The 17,082-nt window shown below is 54.2% G+C and carries 10 protein-coding genes; 8 read left to right on the forward strand and 2 right to left on the reverse strand.

Annotation, left to right across the window (positions count from 1 at the left end):
• Positions 1–12 precede the first annotated feature (12 nt).
• The 3 genes from glgC to glgP are packed head-to-tail and all read left to right on the forward strand — an operon-like array spanning position 13 to position 5,208.
• Positions 13–1,308 (forward strand): glucose-1-phosphate adenylyltransferase, encoded by a 1,296-nt coding sequence (gene glgC, locus SK39_RS13130; RefSeq protein WP_003023489.1) that lies wholly within the window; start codon positions 13–15, stop codon positions 1,306–1,308.
• Complete coding sequence (gene glgA / locus SK39_RS13135) at positions 1,308–2,741, forward strand: glycogen synthase GlgA (protein WP_003023490.1); 1,434 nt, start codon at positions 1,308–1,310, stop codon at positions 2,739–2,741. Before glgC ends, glgA begins: the two co-directional genes overlap by 1 nt.
• A 19-nt stretch (positions 2,742–2,760) precedes the next feature.
• Positions 2,761–5,208, forward strand: a complete 2,448-nt coding sequence (gene glgP, locus SK39_RS13140) for a glycogen phosphorylase (RefSeq protein ID WP_003023492.1) — start codon at positions 2,761–2,763, stop codon at positions 5,206–5,208.
• Between the two features lie 90 nt (positions 5,209–5,298).
• Here the strand turns inward: glgP and glpD are convergent, their stop codons facing one another.
• Positions 5,299–6,807, reverse strand: coding sequence for a glycerol-3-phosphate dehydrogenase (glpD, locus tag SK39_RS13145; protein ID WP_003023494.1), 1,509 nt, complete (start codon positions 6,805–6,807; stop codon positions 5,299–5,301).
• Between the two features lie 198 nt (positions 6,808–7,005).
• On the opposite strand from glpD, the gene glpE reads away from it, so the two are divergent.
• The 3 genes from glpE to SK39_RS13160 all read left to right on the forward strand — a co-directional run bounded on the left by glpE (position 7,006) and on the right by SK39_RS13160 (position 9,187).
• On the forward strand, positions 7,006–7,332 hold the full coding sequence (gene glpE / locus SK39_RS13150; protein ID WP_003023495.1) for a thiosulfate sulfurtransferase GlpE: 327 nt from the start codon (positions 7,006–7,008) through the stop codon (positions 7,330–7,332).
• 170 nt (positions 7,333–7,502) lie between these two features.
• Positions 7,503–8,333 carry a rhomboid family intramembrane serine protease GlpG gene (glpG, locus tag SK39_RS13155; RefSeq protein ID WP_003023496.1) on the forward strand — a complete coding sequence of 277 codons (831 nt, stop codon included), beginning with the start codon at positions 7,503–7,505 and terminating at the stop codon, positions 8,331–8,333.
• 95 nt (positions 8,334–8,428) lie between these two features.
• Positions 8,429–9,187 (forward strand): DeoR/GlpR family transcriptional regulator, encoded by a 759-nt coding sequence (locus tag SK39_RS13160; protein WP_003023499.1) that lies wholly within the window; start codon positions 8,429–8,431, stop codon positions 9,185–9,187.
• A 41-nt stretch (positions 9,188–9,228) separates the two neighbouring features.
• Here the strand turns inward: SK39_RS13160 and malT are convergent, their stop codons facing one another.
• Positions 9,229–11,934, reverse strand: coding sequence for an HTH-type transcriptional regulator MalT (gene malT, locus SK39_RS13165; RefSeq protein WP_003848003.1), 2,706 nt, complete (start codon positions 11,932–11,934; stop codon positions 9,229–9,231).
• Between the two features lie 618 nt (positions 11,935–12,552).
• Between malT and malP the strand changes: the two genes are divergently transcribed.
• On the forward strand, positions 12,553–14,946 hold the full coding sequence (malP, locus tag SK39_RS13170) for a maltodextrin phosphorylase (RefSeq protein ID WP_048217078.1): 2,394 nt from the start codon (positions 12,553–12,555) through the stop codon (positions 14,944–14,946).
• A gap of 9 nt (positions 14,947–14,955) precedes the next feature.
• A complete protein-coding gene (gene malQ / locus SK39_RS13175; RefSeq protein ID WP_032937252.1) occupies positions 14,956–17,043 on the forward strand; it encodes a 4-alpha-glucanotransferase in 2,088 nt (695 codons plus the stop codon).
• Positions 17,044–17,082: the final 39 nt, after the last annotated feature.

Below are 17,082 nucleotides of genomic sequence, written 5' to 3' on the forward strand. Positions count from 1 at the left end.
AAGGAGTTAGTCATGGTGAGTTTAGAGAAGAACGATCGTGTAATGTTGGCGCGCCAGCTGCCATTAAAATCTGTTGCCCTGATCCTGGCCGGTGGCCGCGGTACCCGCTTAAAAGATTTGACCAACAAACGTGCCAAACCTGCTGTGCACTTTGGCGGTAAGTTCCGCATTATCGATTTTGCCTTATCCAACTGTATTAACTCCGGGATCCGCCGTATTGGCGTGATCACCCAGTACCAGTCCCATACGCTGGTGCAGCATATTCAGCGCGGCTGGTCGTTCTTTAGCGAAGAGATGAACGAGTTTGTCGATTTGCTGCCTGCCCAGCAGAGAATGCAGGGTGAAAACTGGTATCGCGGTACGGCGGATGCGGTGACCCAAAACCTGGACATCATTCGACGCTATAAAGCGGAATACGTGGTGATCCTCGCGGGCGATCATATTTATAAGCAGGACTACTCACGCATGCTGATCGACCACGTCGAGAAGGGCGCGCGTTGCACCGTGGCCTGTATGCCAGTGCCTATTGAAGAGGCCAGCGCGTTTGGCGTGATGGACGTGGACGACACCGATAAAATTATCGAGTTCGTTGAAAAACCCGCCAATCCGCCAGCCATGCCAGGCGACCCGACCAAATCTCTTGCCAGTATGGGGATCTACATTTTCAACGCCGATTATCTGTATGAACTGCTAGCGGAAGATGATCTCGATGAAAAATCCAGTCACGATTTTGGCAAAGACATTATCCCGAAAATCACCGAAGCTGGCATGGCGTATGCACATCCATTCCCGTTGTCCTGCGTGCAGTCTGACCCGGAATCCGAACCGTACTGGCGCGATGTGGGGACGCTGGAAGCCTACTGGAAGGCGAACCTTGATCTGGCTTCGGTGACGCCTGAACTGGATATGTACGACCAGGACTGGCCAATCCGAACGCACATGGAATCGCTGCCACCGGCGAAATTTGTGCAGGACCGTTCCGGTAGCCACGGAATGACGCTGAACTCGCTGGTTTCTGGCGGATGCATAATTTCAGGTTCGGTAGTGGTGCAGTCCGTTCTGTTCCCGCGAGTGCGGGTGAATTCATTCTGTAACATTGATTCGGCAGTGTTGTTACCTGAAGTGTGGGTGGGACGTTCGTGCCGCTTACGTCGTTGCATTATCGACCGCGCCTGCGTTATTCCTGAAGGCATGGTGATAGGTGAAAACGCGGAAGAAGATGCGCGTCGTTTCTACCGTTCAGAGGAAGGCATTGTGCTGGTCACGCGTGAAATGCTGCGCAAACTGCAGATCAAACAGGAGCGATAATGCAGGTTTTACACGTTTGTTCAGAGATGTTCCCCCTGTTAAAAACCGGGGGACTGGCGGATGTTATTGGGGCGTTACCTGCCGCGCAAATTGCGGACGGCGTGGATGCCCGCGTGTTGCTCCCGGCGTTTCCAGATATTCGTCGCGGCATTCCCGATGCACAGGTCGTGACGCGTCGCGATACCTTCGCTGGACGTATCACGCTGCTTTTCGGGCATTTCAACGGCGTGGGTATTTACCTGATTGACGCGCCGCATCTTTACGACCGTCCCGGTAGCCCGTATCACGACACCAACCTGTTCGCTTATACCGATAACGTCCTGCGTTTTGCGTTGCTTGGCTGGGCCGGATGTGAAATGGCCTGCGGCCTTGACCCATTCTGGCGCCCGGATGTGGTGCATGCGCACGACTGGCATGCCGGTCTGGCCCCAGCGTATCTGGCGGCGCGCGGCCATCCGGCGAAATCGGTGTTCACCGTACACAACCTGGCTTATCAAGGCATGTTTTATGCAAAGCATATGGATGACATCCAATTGCCATGGTCGTTCTTTAATGTGCACGGGCTGGAGTTTAACGGCCAGATTTCGTTCCTGAAGGCAGGGTTGTACTACGCAGACCACATTACGGCAGTGAGTCCAACTTACGCGCGGGAGATTACCGAGCCGCAGTTTGCCTATGGTATGGAAGGTCTGTTGCAGCAGCGTCATCGGGAAGGACGGCTTTCCGGCGTGCTGAACGGTGTGGATGAAAAAATCTGGAGCCCGGAAACCGACCTGCTGCTGGCGTCGCGCTATACGCGTGACACGCTGGAAGAAAAGGCGGAGAACAAACGTCAGCTACAGATCGCGATGGGACTTAAGGTTAACGACAAAGTGCCTCTGTTTGCCGTAGTCAGCCGTCTGACCAGTCAGAAAGGGTTGGATCTGGTGTTGGAGGCTCTGCCGGGTCTGTTAGAGCAGGGGGGGCAACTGGCGTTACTTGGCGCGGGCGACCCAGTATTACAGGAAGGTTTCCTCGCCGCGGCGGCGGAACATCCGGGCCAGGTGGGCGTGCAGATTGGCTATCACGAAGCCTTCTCGCACCGCATCATGGGTGGGGCCGATGTGATATTGGTTCCCAGCCGTTTTGAGCCATGTGGCTTAACGCAATTGTATGGACTGAAGTACGGCACGCTGCCGCTGGTGCGGCGCACCGGTGGGCTGGCTGATACGGTCTCTGACAGTTCGCTGGAAAACCTGGCGGACGGTATCGCCAGTGGGTTTGTATTTGAAGATAGTAATGCCTGGTCGCTACTACGTGCGATCCGGCGTGCTTTCGTATTGTGGTCCCGGCCTTCGCTGTGGCGGTTTGTACAACGCCAGGCCATGACCATGGATTTTAGCTGGCAAGTCGCGGCGAAGTCATACCGTGAGCTTTACTATCGCTTGAAATAGTTATCCAGGAATCACCTATATGAATGCTCCATTTACTTATGCATCGCCCACACTCAGCGTAGAGGCACTTAAGCATTCTATCGCCTACAAGCTGATGTTCACGATTGGTAAGGACCCGGTCATTGCCAATAAACATGAGTGGCTGAACGCCACATTGTTCGCGGTGCGCGATCGTCTCGTGGAGCGCTGGCTGCGTTCTAACCGTGCGCAATTGTCACAGGAAACTCGACAGGTTTATTACCTGTCTATGGAGTTTTTGATTGGCCGCACGCTTTCCAATGCACTGTTATCGTTGGGTATTTATGACGATGTCAAAAATGCGCTGGAAGGTATGGGGTTGGATCTTGAAGATCTGATCGATGAAGAAAACGACCCAGGCCTAGGCAACGGTGGCCTCGGGCGCCTGGCGGCCTGCTTCCTGGACTCACTGGCAACGCTGGGACTGCCGGGACGCGGCTACGGTATTCGTTATGACTACGGCATGTTCAAGCAAAACATTGTTGATGGCCGACAGAAAGAGTCGCCGGACTACTGGCTGGAATACGGTAACCCATGGGAGTTCAAACGCCACAATACGCGCTACAAAGTGCGCTTTGGCGGGCGTATACAGCAGGAAGGCAAGAAAACGCGCTGGATAGAAACCGAAGAGATCCTCGCGGTTGCCTACGACCAGATTATCCCCGGTTACGACACCGATGCCACCAACACGCTGCGCCTGTGGAATGCCCAGGCCAGTAGCGAGATCAACCTCGGTAAATTTAACCAGGGCGACTACTTTGCGGCGGTGGAAGATAAAAACCACTCCGAGAACGTCTCCCGCGTGCTCTATCCGGATGACTCCACCTATTCAGGACGCGAGCTGCGCTTGCGCCAGGAGTATTTCCTGGTCTCCTCCACGGTGCAGGACATTCTGAATCGTCATTATCAACTGCACAAAACCTACGATAATCTGGCGGATAAAATCGCCATTCACCTCAACGACACCCATCCGGTGCTGTCGATCCCTGAGCTGATGCGTCTGTTGATTGATGAGCACAAGTTCAGTTGGGATGATGCGTTTGAAGTGTGCTGTCAGGTTTTCTCGTATACCAACCACACTTTGATGAGCGAAGCGCTGGAGACCTGGCCGGTGGATATGCTGGGCAAAATTCTGCCGCGCCATCTGCAAATCATTTTTGAGATTAACGACTACTTCCTGAAAACGCTGCAGGAGCAGTATCCGAACGATACCGGTCTGCTGGGGCGGACGTCGATTATCGATGAATCTAACGGCCGCCGGGTGCGTATGGCATGGCTGGCGGTCGTGGTGAGCCACAAGGTTAATGGTGTGTCTGAACTGCACTCCAACCTGATGGTGCAGTCGCTATTTGCTGACTTTGCGAAGATCTTCCCGACCCGCTTCTGCAACGTTACCAACGGCGTGACGCCGCGTCGCTGGCTGGCGCTGGCTAACCCGCCGCTCTCTGAGGTGCTGGATGAGAATATTGGCCGCACCTGGCGTACCGATCTCAGCCAGTTGAGCGAGCTTGAACAGCACTGTGATTTCCCGTTGGTGAACCAGGCGGTACGCCGAGCGAAGCTGGAGAACAAAAAACGTCTGGCCACGCTCATTGCCCAGCAGCTTAACGTGGTAGTGAATCCGAAATCGCTGTTTGACGTACAGATCAAGCGTATTCACGAATACAAACGTCAGCTGATGAACGTGCTGCATGTGATCACCCGTTACAACCGCATTAAGGCCGATCCTGACGCCGAGTGGGTGCCGCGTGTGAATATCTTCGCCGGTAAAGCGGCTTCGGCCTATTACATGGCGAAGCACATCATTCATCTGATCAACGACGTCGCAAAAGTGATCAATAACGATCCGCAAATTGGCGACAAACTGAAAGTGGTGTTTATCCCCAATTACAGCGTCAGCCTGGCGCAGGTAATAATTCCTGCTGCCGACCTGTCTGAGCAGATTTCACTGGCCGGGACCGAAGCCTCCGGGACCAGTAACATGAAATTTGCGCTGAATGGCGCGTTGACCATCGGTACGCTGGATGGTGCCAACGTCGAGATGCTGGAACATGTGGGCGCAGAAAATATCTTTATCTTTGGTAATACGGCGGAAGAGGTTGAGGCTTTGCGTAGTCAGGGCTATAAGCCGCGTGAATATTACGAGAAAGACGAGGAGCTGCACCAGGTGCTGACGCAGATCGGCAGCGGCGTATTCAGCCCAGAGGAGCCGGGACGCTATCGCGACCTGGTGGACTCATTGATCAACTTTGGCGACCACTATCAGGTGCTGGCGGATTATCGCAGTTACGTTGATTGCCAGGATAAGGTTGATGAACTGTATCGTCATCCGGAAGAGTGGACTACTAAGTCGATGATTAATATCGCCAACATGGGCTACTTCTCGTCGGACAGGACGATCAAAGAGTACGCCGAAAACATCTGGCATATTGATTCGGTGCGGTTGTAAAACACGAGGCCGGGGGCGCTGCGCTTGCCCGGCCTACGTTTATGCACCTTTGTAGGCCGGATAAGGCGTCGCCGCCATCCGGCATTTTTATCAGGACGCCAGCGACAGCTGGTGCTTCTCAATGTATTCAGCCAGCCACTGGGTCATGCGCGACTGCTGCTCAGCGTTCAGCCACATACCTTCTTTCGTGCGACGCCACAACGCATCTTCCGCACGACGAACCCATTCGTGATCGACCAGATATTTCAGCTCGGCCTCATAAAACTCATGGCCAAAGTCTTCACCTAACTCGGCAAGCGAGGTGGCTTCGCCGATGACCCATTCGGTGTTGCTGCCGTAGGTGCGAGAATAATGGCGCGCCAGCGACTCGGTCAGGAACGGGTAGCGACGGCGCAGTTTGGCCGCGTAGTCTTCGCGATCGCCGCCAATGTCACCGCCTGGCAGAATGCACTCTTTGGTCCACGCCGGACCAATTCCCTGATAGTACGATGCCAGTTTTTCCATCGCGTGTTCAGCCAGCTTACGATAGGTCGTCAGCTTACCGCCAAAGACCGACAGCAGCGGTGCTTTGCCGTTTTCGTCGTGGATATCCAGCGTGTAATCACGGGTGATTGCCTGCGGTGAGTCAGACTCGTCATCGCACAGCGGACGCACGCCCGAGTAAGTCCAGACGATATCATCACGGCCCAGCTGCTTCTTAAAGTGCGCGTTGTAAACCTTCAGCAGGTAATTGATCTCGCTTTCATCAATTTTCACCGCTTTCGGATCGCCTTTGTATTCAACGTCTGTCGTCCCGATGATCGAGAATTCGTCCATCCATGGGATAACAAACACAATGCGTTTATCTTCGTTTTGCAGAATATAAGCTTGCTTCTGGGTATGGACGCGCGGCACCACGATGTGGCTGCCTTTAATCAGGCGAATACCGTACGGCGATGGCAGGTGCATACCGTCGTCAAAGAACTCTTTCACCCACGGACCGGTGGCGTTGACTAGGCCACGCGCCTGCCAGGTGTGTTTTTTGCCGGTATCGATATCTTCAGCTTCAACAATCCACAAACCGTTTTCACGGCGAGCAGAGGTGGCGCGAGTGCGGGTTAATACTTCTCCGCCTTTGCGTACGACCATTTGGGCGTTTGCCAAAACCAGTCGTGCATCGTCTACCCAGCAGTCAGAATATTCGAAACCGCGCACAATCTCAGGTTTCATTACAGAATCTGCGCCAAAACGCAAACCGGTAGAACTTGGCAAACTGGTGCGTTTGCCCAGATGATCGTACATAAACAAACCAATCCGGATCATCCACGCCGGACGCAGGTGCGGGCGGTGGGGCAGACGGAAGCGCATCGGGAAGGCGATGTGTGGTGCCATTTTCAACAGCACTTCACGTTCGGCCAGCGCTTCGCTCACCAGACGAAATTCGTAGTGTTCCAGGTAGCGCAGGCCACCGTGGATGAGTTTGGAGCTAGCGGAAGAGGTGGCGCAGGCTAAATCCTGCGCTTCCAGCATCAGCACGGATAAACCGCGTCCAGCGGCATCTGCCGCGATACCGGCACCGTTGATGCCTCCACCTATCACAATCAGATCTTTGGTTTCCATGCTGGCCTCTCGCACTTTCGTTATAGCTCATTAATGTTCGTTATCGAGCATAATAGCAAAGAATCGCGCCATTGGTAACATCGGATAAACAATTTACAGTGATACATATAACATTATGGCGTTTAACTGCCGTCGGGACGTACACTAAGCAGTAACATGTCCGAAAAGCGTCACCTGCCATAAAAAGAAGAGAGAGCAATGGATCAGTTTGAATGTATTAATGTCGAAGAAGCGCATCAGAAGCTGCATCAGGGGGCGGCGGTGTTAGTGGATATTCGCGACCCGCAAAGCTATGCAATGGGCCATGCCCCACAGGCATTTCATTTGACGAACGACACGCTGGGATCATTTATGCGCGAGCATGATTTCGACACTGCCGTGTTGGTGATGTGTTATCACGGCAACAGCAGTAAAGGCGCGGCGCAATATCTTCTGCAGCAGGGCTATGACGCGGTTTACAGCGTTGACGGCGGCTTCGATGCCTGGCATCGACATTTTCCGGCAGAAGTGGCATACGGTTCGTAAGGCTATACCCAAATTAATTCGAGTTGCATCGCGACGGCGACGCAGCGAATCTCCGGGAGCGTACGAACAGTACGTGACCGGAGTGAGCGAGGAAAGCCAACAAAGATGCAGCTCGAAGTAAGAAGGGTATATATACTGTCCTCTTTTGTGTGGATGAAGCGACAGCAACCATGTTGATGATTACCTCTTTTGCTAACCCCCGCGTGGCGCAGGCATTTGTTGATTATATGGCGACACAGGGCGTTATCCTGACGATTCAACAACATCAGCAAACGGATGTCTGGCTGGCGGATGAGTCCCAGGCTCAGCGCGTGCACGCTGAACTGGTGCGGTTTCTGGAGAATCCGGGCGATCCGCGCTACCTCGCAGCAAGCTGGCAGTCGGGTCAGACCGACAGCGGTCTGCGCTACCAACGTTATCCGTTCCTGGCCACATTGCGCGAACGCGCAGGTCCGGTAACCTGGTTGGTGATGGCCGCGTGTGTGTTGGTGTTTATCGCGATGAACGTGCTGGGCGACCAGGCTGTGATGCTCTGGCTGGCATGGCCGTTTGACCCTTCGCTGAAATTTGAATTCTGGCGTTATTTCACCCACGCTTTTATGCACTTCTCGCTGATGCATATTCTGTTCAACCTGCTGTGGTGGTGGTATCTCGGCGGTGCGGTTGAAAAGCGTCTGGGCAGTGGAAAACTGATTGTTATTACCGTGATCAGCGCCCTGTTGAGCGGTTATGTTCAGCAGAAATTTAGCGGCCCGTGGTTTGGTGGATTGTCTGGCGTGGTATATGCGCTGATGGGCTACGTGTGGTTGCGCGGCGAGCGCGATCCGCAGAGCGGTATTTTCCTGCAGCGTGGTTTGATTATCTTTGCCTTGATCTGGATTGTTGCCGGCTGGTTTGATCTATTCGGCATGTCGATGGCGAATGGCGCTCATATCGCCGGGTTGGCCGTGGGTTTGGCAATGGCGTTTGCCGATACTATAAATGTACGAAAACGAACTTGATTCAAGTTTTGTGGTGCCGGAAGGCGGTGTGCGTTTGGACCAATTTGTAGGCCGGATAAGCGTCAGCGCATCCGGCAAAATTTCAGGGAACAATAATGAAGCAAACACAACGACATGACGCGATCATCGAGCTGGTAAAAAAACAGGGATACGTCAGTACTGAAGAGCTGGTGGAGCATTTCTCCGTCAGCCCGCAGACGATTCGCCGCGATCTTAACGATCTGGCCGATCAGAACATGATTTTGCGCCATCACGGCGGCGCGGCGTTGCCATCCAGCTCGGTTAACACCCCGTGGCATGACCGTAAAGCAACGCAGACGGCGGAAAAAGAGCGCATTGCTCGCAAAGTTGCCACGCAGATCCCGAACGGTTCTACGCTGTTTATTGATATCGGAACCACGCCGGAAGCGGTGGCTCACGCGCTGCTCAATCACAGCAATTTACGCATTGTGACCAACAACCTCAATGTGGCGAATACGCTGATGGCGAAAGAGGATTTCCGCATAATCCTCGCCGGTGGCGAACTGCGTAGCCGCGACGGCGGTATTATGGGCGAAGCGACCCTCGACTTTATTTCTCAGTTCCGTCTGGACTTCGGCATCTTAGGCATCAGCGGTATCGACAGCGATGGTTCGCTGCTGGAATTTGATTATCACGAAGTTCGCACCAAACGCGCGATCATTGAGAATTCACGTCATGTGATGCTAGTGGTGGACCACTCGAAGTTTGGGCGTAACGCGATGGTGAATATGGGCAGCATCAGCATGGTGGATGCGGTCTATACCGACACGCTGCCGCCTGCTGGTGTGATGCAGGTGATTGCTGACCATCATATTCAGTTAGAGCTGTGCTAAGGTAATTCCAGGCCTGATAAGCGTCGCGTATCAGGCATTAACTAAACGCCGTATCCCATCATCTTCAGCAGCTTCTGCGCATGTTGCACCGCATCCTGGCGGTGTGCGACGCCGAGCTTTTGGTACAAATTGCGGATGTGCGTCTTGATGGTCGTTGCCGCGACGGCCAGCTCTGCGGCGATCTGCTCGTTGCTGTAGCCCGAATAAATTAGTCCCAGAACCTGCCATTCGCGCTGGGTCAGCGGGCTGGTGCGGATAAGCTCCGGTACTTCCGGGTGAGTCAGCAGACGCTCAACGAACCCTTCATCAAAGTGGGCGAATTTATGGCGATGATGCTGGTTAATTTCACGCAAAATGCGCTGGGCGCGGTGCTGATCGAGTTCCGGTAAGGTATTGAGCTGAATCAGCTGACGCAGTTGTTGCGCCATGGCCTCGCCTTCGATAACAAAGTGGCTGATAAACCCGGTGCGGTTCGCCAGCTGTAGGGCTTCGAGTAACACACGCTGGGCGTCATTTTTGCGCCCTGCCTGCCAGTAGAGCTGATTAAGCAGCAGCAGGTTACGGTTCAGATCGCTCATCAGGCGCAGATTTCGTGCATTTTCATTCAACTCTTCCAGCACAATTTCAGCCGGTTCAAACTCACCCAACAGGATTTGCGCGCGAGCGATGTTGCGCCACTGGCTTTGCAGGAAGTGGTTATTGGCGAATTCTGGTTTCGGCGTGTGGCGCAGCCAGTTGGCGGCAGAGTTTTTGTCGCTCACCATTTGCCAGTAAATCACCCGCACCTTATCGGCGTTGGAGATCCAGTCGCTGTGATAGTGACCGTTGCCCAGCAGGTTTTCCAGACGGTTGAGCAGGCTGCGAGCGTTATCAAGATCGCCCCGCGCAAGTGAACACTGAACCAGCAGCGCCAGACACTGTAGCTGCTGCTGCGGCTGGAAAGTGGAAAGCAGTTCAATACCGCTACGGGCAGAGGCTTCTGATTCATCCAGACGCGCCCATGCCCACAGTAGCTGCGCACGAATGCGCACCAGGAACTCGTGCATTGGCAGCTGTTCCAGGTGCTGCTCTTTGATCAACTGGAACGCTTTTTCCTGAGTCTCCCAGGCGGCCTGTAAAAAGCCTTGGGCAAACAAAATTTCGCTTTGCTGGATAAGGCTCCACAGTGCGTAATGCCAGACGTCATGATGACGTGCCATTTGCTCGGTTTGCTGCATTAACGCCAGAGAGCGTGTGAGATCGCCCTTACAGTGCAGGACTTCGCCGTGCACCGAGGTGGCGACGATACGACTATAGAACCAGGCGATGGGTAATTCATCCAGCGCCAGTTTTGCCAGGCGTTCGGCTTCGTCAGGGTTGCCATCGTTAATCGCTACCTGCGCCCGTAAAGCGTTGAATTCGGCGTGCAGCGTTGGCTCCATGTCGCCTTTTATTTCCTGCTCTGCGCGCGCCAGCAGGGTGTTAACCTCTCCGTAGCGGTGCTGGCTCTGCATCAGCCAGGCCTGTAGCAGAACCAGACGCGGATTTTCCAGCAGGCTTTCCCACGGCAGGGCTTTCAGCGACTCTTCCAGTAACGTCAGCTCGCTGTGGTTAAACAGTCCCCACGCATGATTAAGCAGGATATCGCGCAGCATATGGGCGTCACCGGCCGCCAGCGCGTGGTGGATAGCTTCGCTGGGGAAGCCTTGCGCCATCCAGCTTTCGGCGGCGGCGCGGTGTATTTCGGGCAGTTCGTTCGCCAACTCCCATTGGCAGCGCTGGCGTAAAAAGCTGCCAAACAGCGGGTGATAGCTGAACCACTCGCCAACGTCATCCATCCGCTGCAGGAATAACCCCTGGCGCTCAATTTCTTCCAGTCGCATCTGGCCATTTTCTTCCCCGGTAACGCGGACGATCAGCGCATCGTTCATGGAACGCAGAATGGCGCTTTTCAGCAGGAAGTGACGGGTGCCGAGGTCGACGCTGTCCAGCACTTCATCAACCAGATAATCGGACAAATGGCTGGCGTTGATCCCGGCGAGGCGTCGTGCCGACTGGTGAGCAGAGTTATTGTTCTGGCGGGCGGAAAGGGCGATCAGCTGTAACGCTGTGGCCCAGCCAGCAACGTCATCGCACATCCGGCTGCTTTCTGCCGCTTCAATGGGAGAGGACAAACGTCGGTCGAAAAATTGTTTGGCTTCCTGATGGTTAAAGGCCAGCTGTTGGCTGCCTATTTCCAGCAGTTGATCGCGTACCCGCAGGTTGGCAATACCCAACTGCGGCAGGTTGCGCGACAGTACGACCAGCGTGAGGTTTTCAGGCTGGTGACGCAGGAAGAAACGCATCGCTTCGTGAATAGCCGGATTGGAGATCAGATGATAATCATCCACCACCAGGTAGAGCGGACGGTGCCACTCGGCCAGTTCGATAAATAGCTGGGCAAACAGTGACGTCAGACTGGCGTACTGGCGCTTTTGCACCATCGCTTCGCTGGTGGTGCAATGTCCACCCGTTGCCTGTTGGATGGCGGCGATCAGATAGCTGGCAAAGCGCTCTTGTTGATTATCGCCTTCATCCAGAGAGTACCAGCCTAAGTCGTTCTTCCCCGCCGCCCATTGCGAAACCAGCGTTGTTTTTCCATAACCAGCAGGACTTGTTATCAGGGCAAGCCTGAAATTGTTCACGCCGGAAAGTTTAGCCAACAGGCGCTCACGAACCACCGTATGGTCGAGTCGAACCGGACGACTTAATTTAGACGGAATCAACATAAGTTAGTCACTTCACTGTGTGAAAATAGGGAAGAATGATTTTTTTTGCGCTTCGTAATTAATAGATATAAGGTCGGCCAGATTGGTGTTTTATGCAAGCTAAGCGGACTTTTTGTGTGTCTGATTTTGCACTATGTCACAAATCTATACATCTATTGCAATAATTGTTTTAAAGAGTCGCAACAGGCGTGGCGACTGGATCCGTTGTAATTTTTAATGTGTCGAAAAATCCCTCTGTTTTTATATAGTTACTCAGGCGACTAATCAAAATCGACGAATTTTGTGGCCGACTTAAAATTTTTATGTGAATTATCTTACCCGGCATAGATATTTCAGGTTAGAAACTATTTCTCTATTTACATTTTGTTTCTCATCGTCACTCCATTATTTGAGATTGTGGATTAATCCTTTGTTATTAATGCGTCATCCAAAGGGCGTTATGCACGGTTTGCGCGAATTTACGGGTGATTACGCCCCCTTTAAGTGGCGGAGATCACACTTTTATGCTCATCCCCGCTCCTCCTCCCTCCCTAATCCGTGCCAGGATGAGGAATGTCAACAACGAGCCAGGCAAACTAGCGATAACGTTGTTTTATTACCTAAGGATCTGGAACCCCTATGTCACAGCCTACTTTCAACAAAGATCAATTTCAGGCTGCCCTGACGCGTCAGTGGCAGCGCTTCGGTTTACTGTCGGCTCAAGAAATGACGTCGCGCCAGTGGTGGCAGGCGGTGAGTGGGGCGTTGGCTGAGTTACTCAGCGCCCAGCCTGCGGCGAAACCGGCAAAAAATCAGCGTCACGTTAACTACATCTCGATGGAGTTTTTGATTGGCCGTCTGACCGGCAATAACTTACTCAACCTCGGCTGGTATCAGGAGGTGAGCGATGAGCTGAAAGCACATGACGTCAACCTGACCGACCTGCTGGAAGAAGAGACCGATCCGGCGTTGGGTAACGGTGGATTGGGACGCCTGGCAGCCTGCTTCCTCGATTCGATGGCGACTGTCGGCCAGTCGGCGACGGGCTATGGCCTCAACTACCAGTACGGCCTGTTCCGTCAGTCCTTTGCCGATGGGCAACAGATGGAAGCCCCGGATGACTGGCATCGTGGCAGCTACCCGTGGTTCCGTCACAACGAGGCGCTGGATGTGCAGGTTGGGATTGGCGGCAAGGTCAGCAAAGAAGGCCACTGGGAGCCAGGTTTTACCATCACCGGTCAGGCCTGGGATCTGCCAGTTCTCGGCTACCGTAACGGCGTAGCGCAACCGCTGCGTCTGTGGCAGGCCAGCCACGCGCATCCGTTTAACCTGACCAAATTTAACGACGGTGATTTCCTGCGCGCAGAGCAGCAGGGCATCGACGCCGAAAAACTGACGAAAGTGCTGTACCCGAACGATAACCACACCGCGGGTAAAAAGCTGCGCCTGATGCAGCAGTACTTCCAGTGTGCCTGTTCTGTAGCTGACATTCTGCGCCGCCATCATCTGGCAGGGCGTAAACTGCATGAGCTGGCTGATTTTGAAGTTATTCAGCTCAACGATACTCACCCGACCATTGCCATTCCTGAGCTGCTGCGCGTGCTGATTGATGAGCACCAGATGAGCTGGGACGATGCGTGGGCCATTACCAGCAAAACCTTTGCTTACACCAACCACACCCTTATGCCAGAGGCGCTGGAGTGCTGGGACGAGAAGCTGGTGAAAGCGCTACTGCCGCGCCATATGCAAATCATCAAAGAGATTAACGAGCGCTTTAAGGCGTTGGTCGATAAAACCTGGCCGGGTGATGCTGAAGTCTGGGCGAAGCTGGCGGTGGTGCACAACAAACAGGTGCGCATGGCTAACATGTGCGTGGTCAGCGGCTTTGCGGTTAACGGTGTGGCGGCGCTGCACTCCGATCTGGTGGTGAAAGATCTGTTCCCTGAATATCACCAGCTCTGGCCGAACAAATTCCATAACGTCACCAATGGGATTACCCCACGTCGCTGGATTAAGCAGTGCAACCCGGCGCTTGCCGCACTGCTGGATAAAACGCTGAAAAAAGAGTGGGCCAACGACCTCGACCAGTTGATTAACCTGGAAAAATACGCCGACGACGCGAAGTTCCGTCAGCAGTATCGCGACATCAAGCTGGCGAACAAAGAGCGTCTGGTGAAGTTTATTAAAGCGCGTACCGGTATTGAAATAACGACTAACGCTATCTTTGATATTCAGATTAAACGTCTGCATGAGTACAAGCGTCAGCACCTCAACCTGCTGCATATTCTGGCGTTGTACAAAGAAATCCGTGACAACCCGCAGGCAGATCGCGTGCCGCGCGTATTCCTGTTTGGCGCAAAAGCGGCTCCGGGTTACTACCTGGCGAAAAATATCATCTTCGCCATCAACCAGGTTGCACAAACCATCAATAACGACCCGCAAGTGGGTGACAAGCTGAAGGTCGTCTTCCTGCCGGATTATTGTGTCTCGGCGGCGGAAATGCTGATCCCGGCGGCGGATATCTCTGAGCAAATTTCAACCGCAGGGAAAGAGGCTTCCGGCACCGGTAACATGAAGCTGGCGCTGAACGGTGCGTTAACCGTTGGTACGCTGGATGGCGCAAACGTCGAAATCGCCGAGAAGGTGGGTGACGAGAATATCTTTATCTTTGGTCATACCGTGGAAGAGGTGAAGGTGCTCAAAGCCAAAGGCTACGACCCAGTGAAATGGCGTAAAGAAGACAAAGTGCTGGATGCTGTCCTGAAAGAGCTGGAAAGCGGGAAATACAGCGACGGCGACAAGCATGCCTTTGACCAGATGCTGCACAGTATCGACAAGCAGGGCGGCGACCCGTATCTGGTGATGGCGGACTTCGCGGCCTACGTTGAAGCTCAGAAGCAGGTTGACGTGTTGTATCGTGACCAGGAAGCCTGGACCCGGGCGGCGATTCTGAATACCGCACGTTGCGGCATGTTCAGCTCGGATCGCTCCATCCGCGATTATCAGGCTCGTATCTGGCAGGCGAAACGTTAAGGAATCGCGATGGAAAGCAAACGTCTGGATAATGCCGCGCTGGCGGCGGGGATCAGCCCCAATTACATTAATGCCCACGGTAAACCGCAGTCTATTGGTGCCGAAACCAAACGGCGTTTGCTTGACGCCATGCATCGCACCACCGCTGCCACTCAGGTGGCGGTAACTCCGGTGCCGAATGTCATGGTCTACACCGCTGGCAAGAAAATGCCGCTGGCGGTTGAGGGAAGCGGAGAGTTTAACTGGCTGCTGACCACCGAAGAGGGCGTGCAGCACAAAGGGCATGCCGTCGGCGGTAAATCTTTCACTCTTCCGGCGAAGCTGCCGGAGGGGTATCACACGTTGACCCTGACCCAGGGCGAGCTGCGTACCCATTGTCGTATCATCGTGGCGCCAAAGCGCTGCTATGAACCGCAGGCGCTGTTAGCCGGGCAGAAGCTGTGGGGCGCATGCGTTCAGCTCTACACCCTGCGATCAGAAAAGAATTGGGGGATTGGCGACTTTGGCGATCTCCGCGCCATGCTGGTCGATGTGGCGCAACGCGGCGGCGCGTTTATCGGGCTTAATCCTATTCACGCGCTGTATCCGGCTAACCCGGAGAGCGCCAGCCCGTACAGCCCGTCTTCACGCCGCTGGTTGAACGTGATTTATATTGATGTGAACGCCGTAGACGATTTCCGCCTGAGTAAAGAGGCGCAGGCGTGGTGGCAGAAACCCGCGACTCAGCAAGCTCTGCAACGTGCGCGCGATGCCGAGTGGGTTGATTATTCTGCCGTTACTGCACTGAAGATGACGGCGCTACGTATGGCGTGGAAAAGCTTCTCCGCACGTGATGATGAGCAGATGGCGGCATTTCGCCAGTTTGTGTCTCAGGAAGGGGACAGCCTCTACTGGCAGGCAGCCTTTGATGCGCTGCATGCGCATCAGGTGAAAGAGGACGCATTGCGCTGGGGATGGCCGGTGTGGCCGGAAGCTTTCCAGTCAGTGGACTCGCCAGAGGTAAAACGCTTCTGCGAAGAACATCGTGACGATGTGGATTTCTACCTGTGGTTACAGTGGCTGGCGTATACCCAGTTTGCTGACTGCTGGAAAACCAGCCAGAGTTTTGCGATGCCGATTGGACTGTATCGCGATCTGGCGGTTGGCGTGGCCGAAGGTGGGGCGGAAACCTGGTGCGACCGCGAGCTGTATTGCCTGAAAGCCTCGGTTGGTGCGCCGCCGGATATTCTCGGTCCGCTCGGACAAAACTGGGGGCTGCCGCCGATGGATCCGCACATCATTACGGCACGCGCCTACGAACCGTTTATCGAACTGCTGCGCGCCAATATGCAGAACTGCGGTGCGCTGCGTATCGACCATGTTATGTCGATGCTGCGTCTGTGGTGGATCCCCTACGGTGAAACTGCCGATCACGGCGCTTACGTGCACTATCCGGTCGATGACCTGCTTTCAATTCTGGCGCTGGAGAGTAAACGTCATCACTGCATGGTAATTGGTGAGGATCTGGGTACTGTGCCGGTGGAGATCGTCAGCAAGCTGCGCGACAGCGGCGTGTACTCCTACAAAGTGCTTTATTTCGAGAATGACCATGAGAAAAACTTCCGTACGCCGAAAGCGTACCCGGAACAATCAATGGCAGTCGCGGCGACGCATGACCTTCCTACGCTTAAAGGTTATTGGGATAGCGGCGATTTGACGCTGGGTAAAGCACTGGGCCTGTATCCGGATGAAGTCGTGCTGCGCGGGTTGTATCAGGACCGAGAACTGGCGAAACAGGGGCTGCTGGACGCGCTGCACAAATACGGCTGCCTGCCAAAACGTGCCGGTCACAAGGCATCCCTGATGTCGATGACGCCGATTCTTAATCGCGGCATGCAACGCTACATCGCTGACAGCAACAGTGCGCTGCTGGGCCTACAACCGGAAGACTGGCTGGATATGGCTGAACCGGTCAACATTCCGGGGACCAGCGACCAGTACAAAAACTGGCGGCGTAAGCTCACCGCCACGCTGGAGCAGATGTTCGCCGATGAGAGAGTGAATAAGCTGATTAAGGATTTGGATAAGCGGCGAAAAGCGGCGGCGAAGAAGAAGTAGTGTTATTTTGCCGGATGGCGACGCAGAGTGCGTCTTATC

Source organism: Citrobacter sp. BIDMC107 (genome assembly GCF_001037575.1).
GTDB classification, from domain to species: Bacteria; Pseudomonadota; Gammaproteobacteria; order Enterobacterales; family Enterobacteriaceae; genus Citrobacter; species Citrobacter freundii.

Excerpts from the sequence above, each read along its gene's own strand:
- glpE (WP_003023495.1), top strand. The coding sequence starts at position 7,006 with ATGGATCAGTTTGAATGTATTAATGTCGAAGAAGCGCATCAGAAGCTG.
- malP (WP_048217078.1), top strand. The coding sequence starts at position 12,553 with ATGTCACAGCCTACTTTCAACAAAGATCAATTTCAGGCTGCCCTGACG.
- glgC (WP_003023489.1), top strand. The coding sequence starts at position 13 with ATGGTGAGTTTAGAGAAGAACGATCGTGTAATGTTGGCGCGCCAGCTG.
- glpG (WP_003023496.1), top strand. The coding sequence starts at position 7,503 with ATGTTGATGATTACCTCTTTTGCTAACCCCCGCGTGGCGCAGGCATTT.
- malT (WP_003848003.1), bottom strand. The coding sequence starts at position 11,934 with ATGTTGATTCCGTCTAAATTAAGTCGTCCGGTTCGACTCGACCATACG.
- SK39_RS13160 (WP_003023499.1), top strand. The coding sequence starts at position 8,429 with ATGAAGCAAACACAACGACATGACGCGATCATCGAGCTGGTAAAAAAA.
- malQ (WP_032937252.1), top strand. The coding sequence starts at position 14,956 with ATGGAAAGCAAACGTCTGGATAATGCCGCGCTGGCGGCGGGGATCAGC.
- glgP (WP_003023492.1), top strand. The coding sequence starts at position 2,761 with ATGAATGCTCCATTTACTTATGCATCGCCCACACTCAGCGTAGAGGCA.
- glgA (WP_003023490.1), top strand. The coding sequence starts at position 1,308 with ATGCAGGTTTTACACGTTTGTTCAGAGATGTTCCCCCTGTTAAAAACC.
- glpD (WP_003023494.1), bottom strand. The coding sequence starts at position 6,807 with ATGGAAACCAAAGATCTGATTGTGATAGGTGGAGGCATCAACGGTGCC.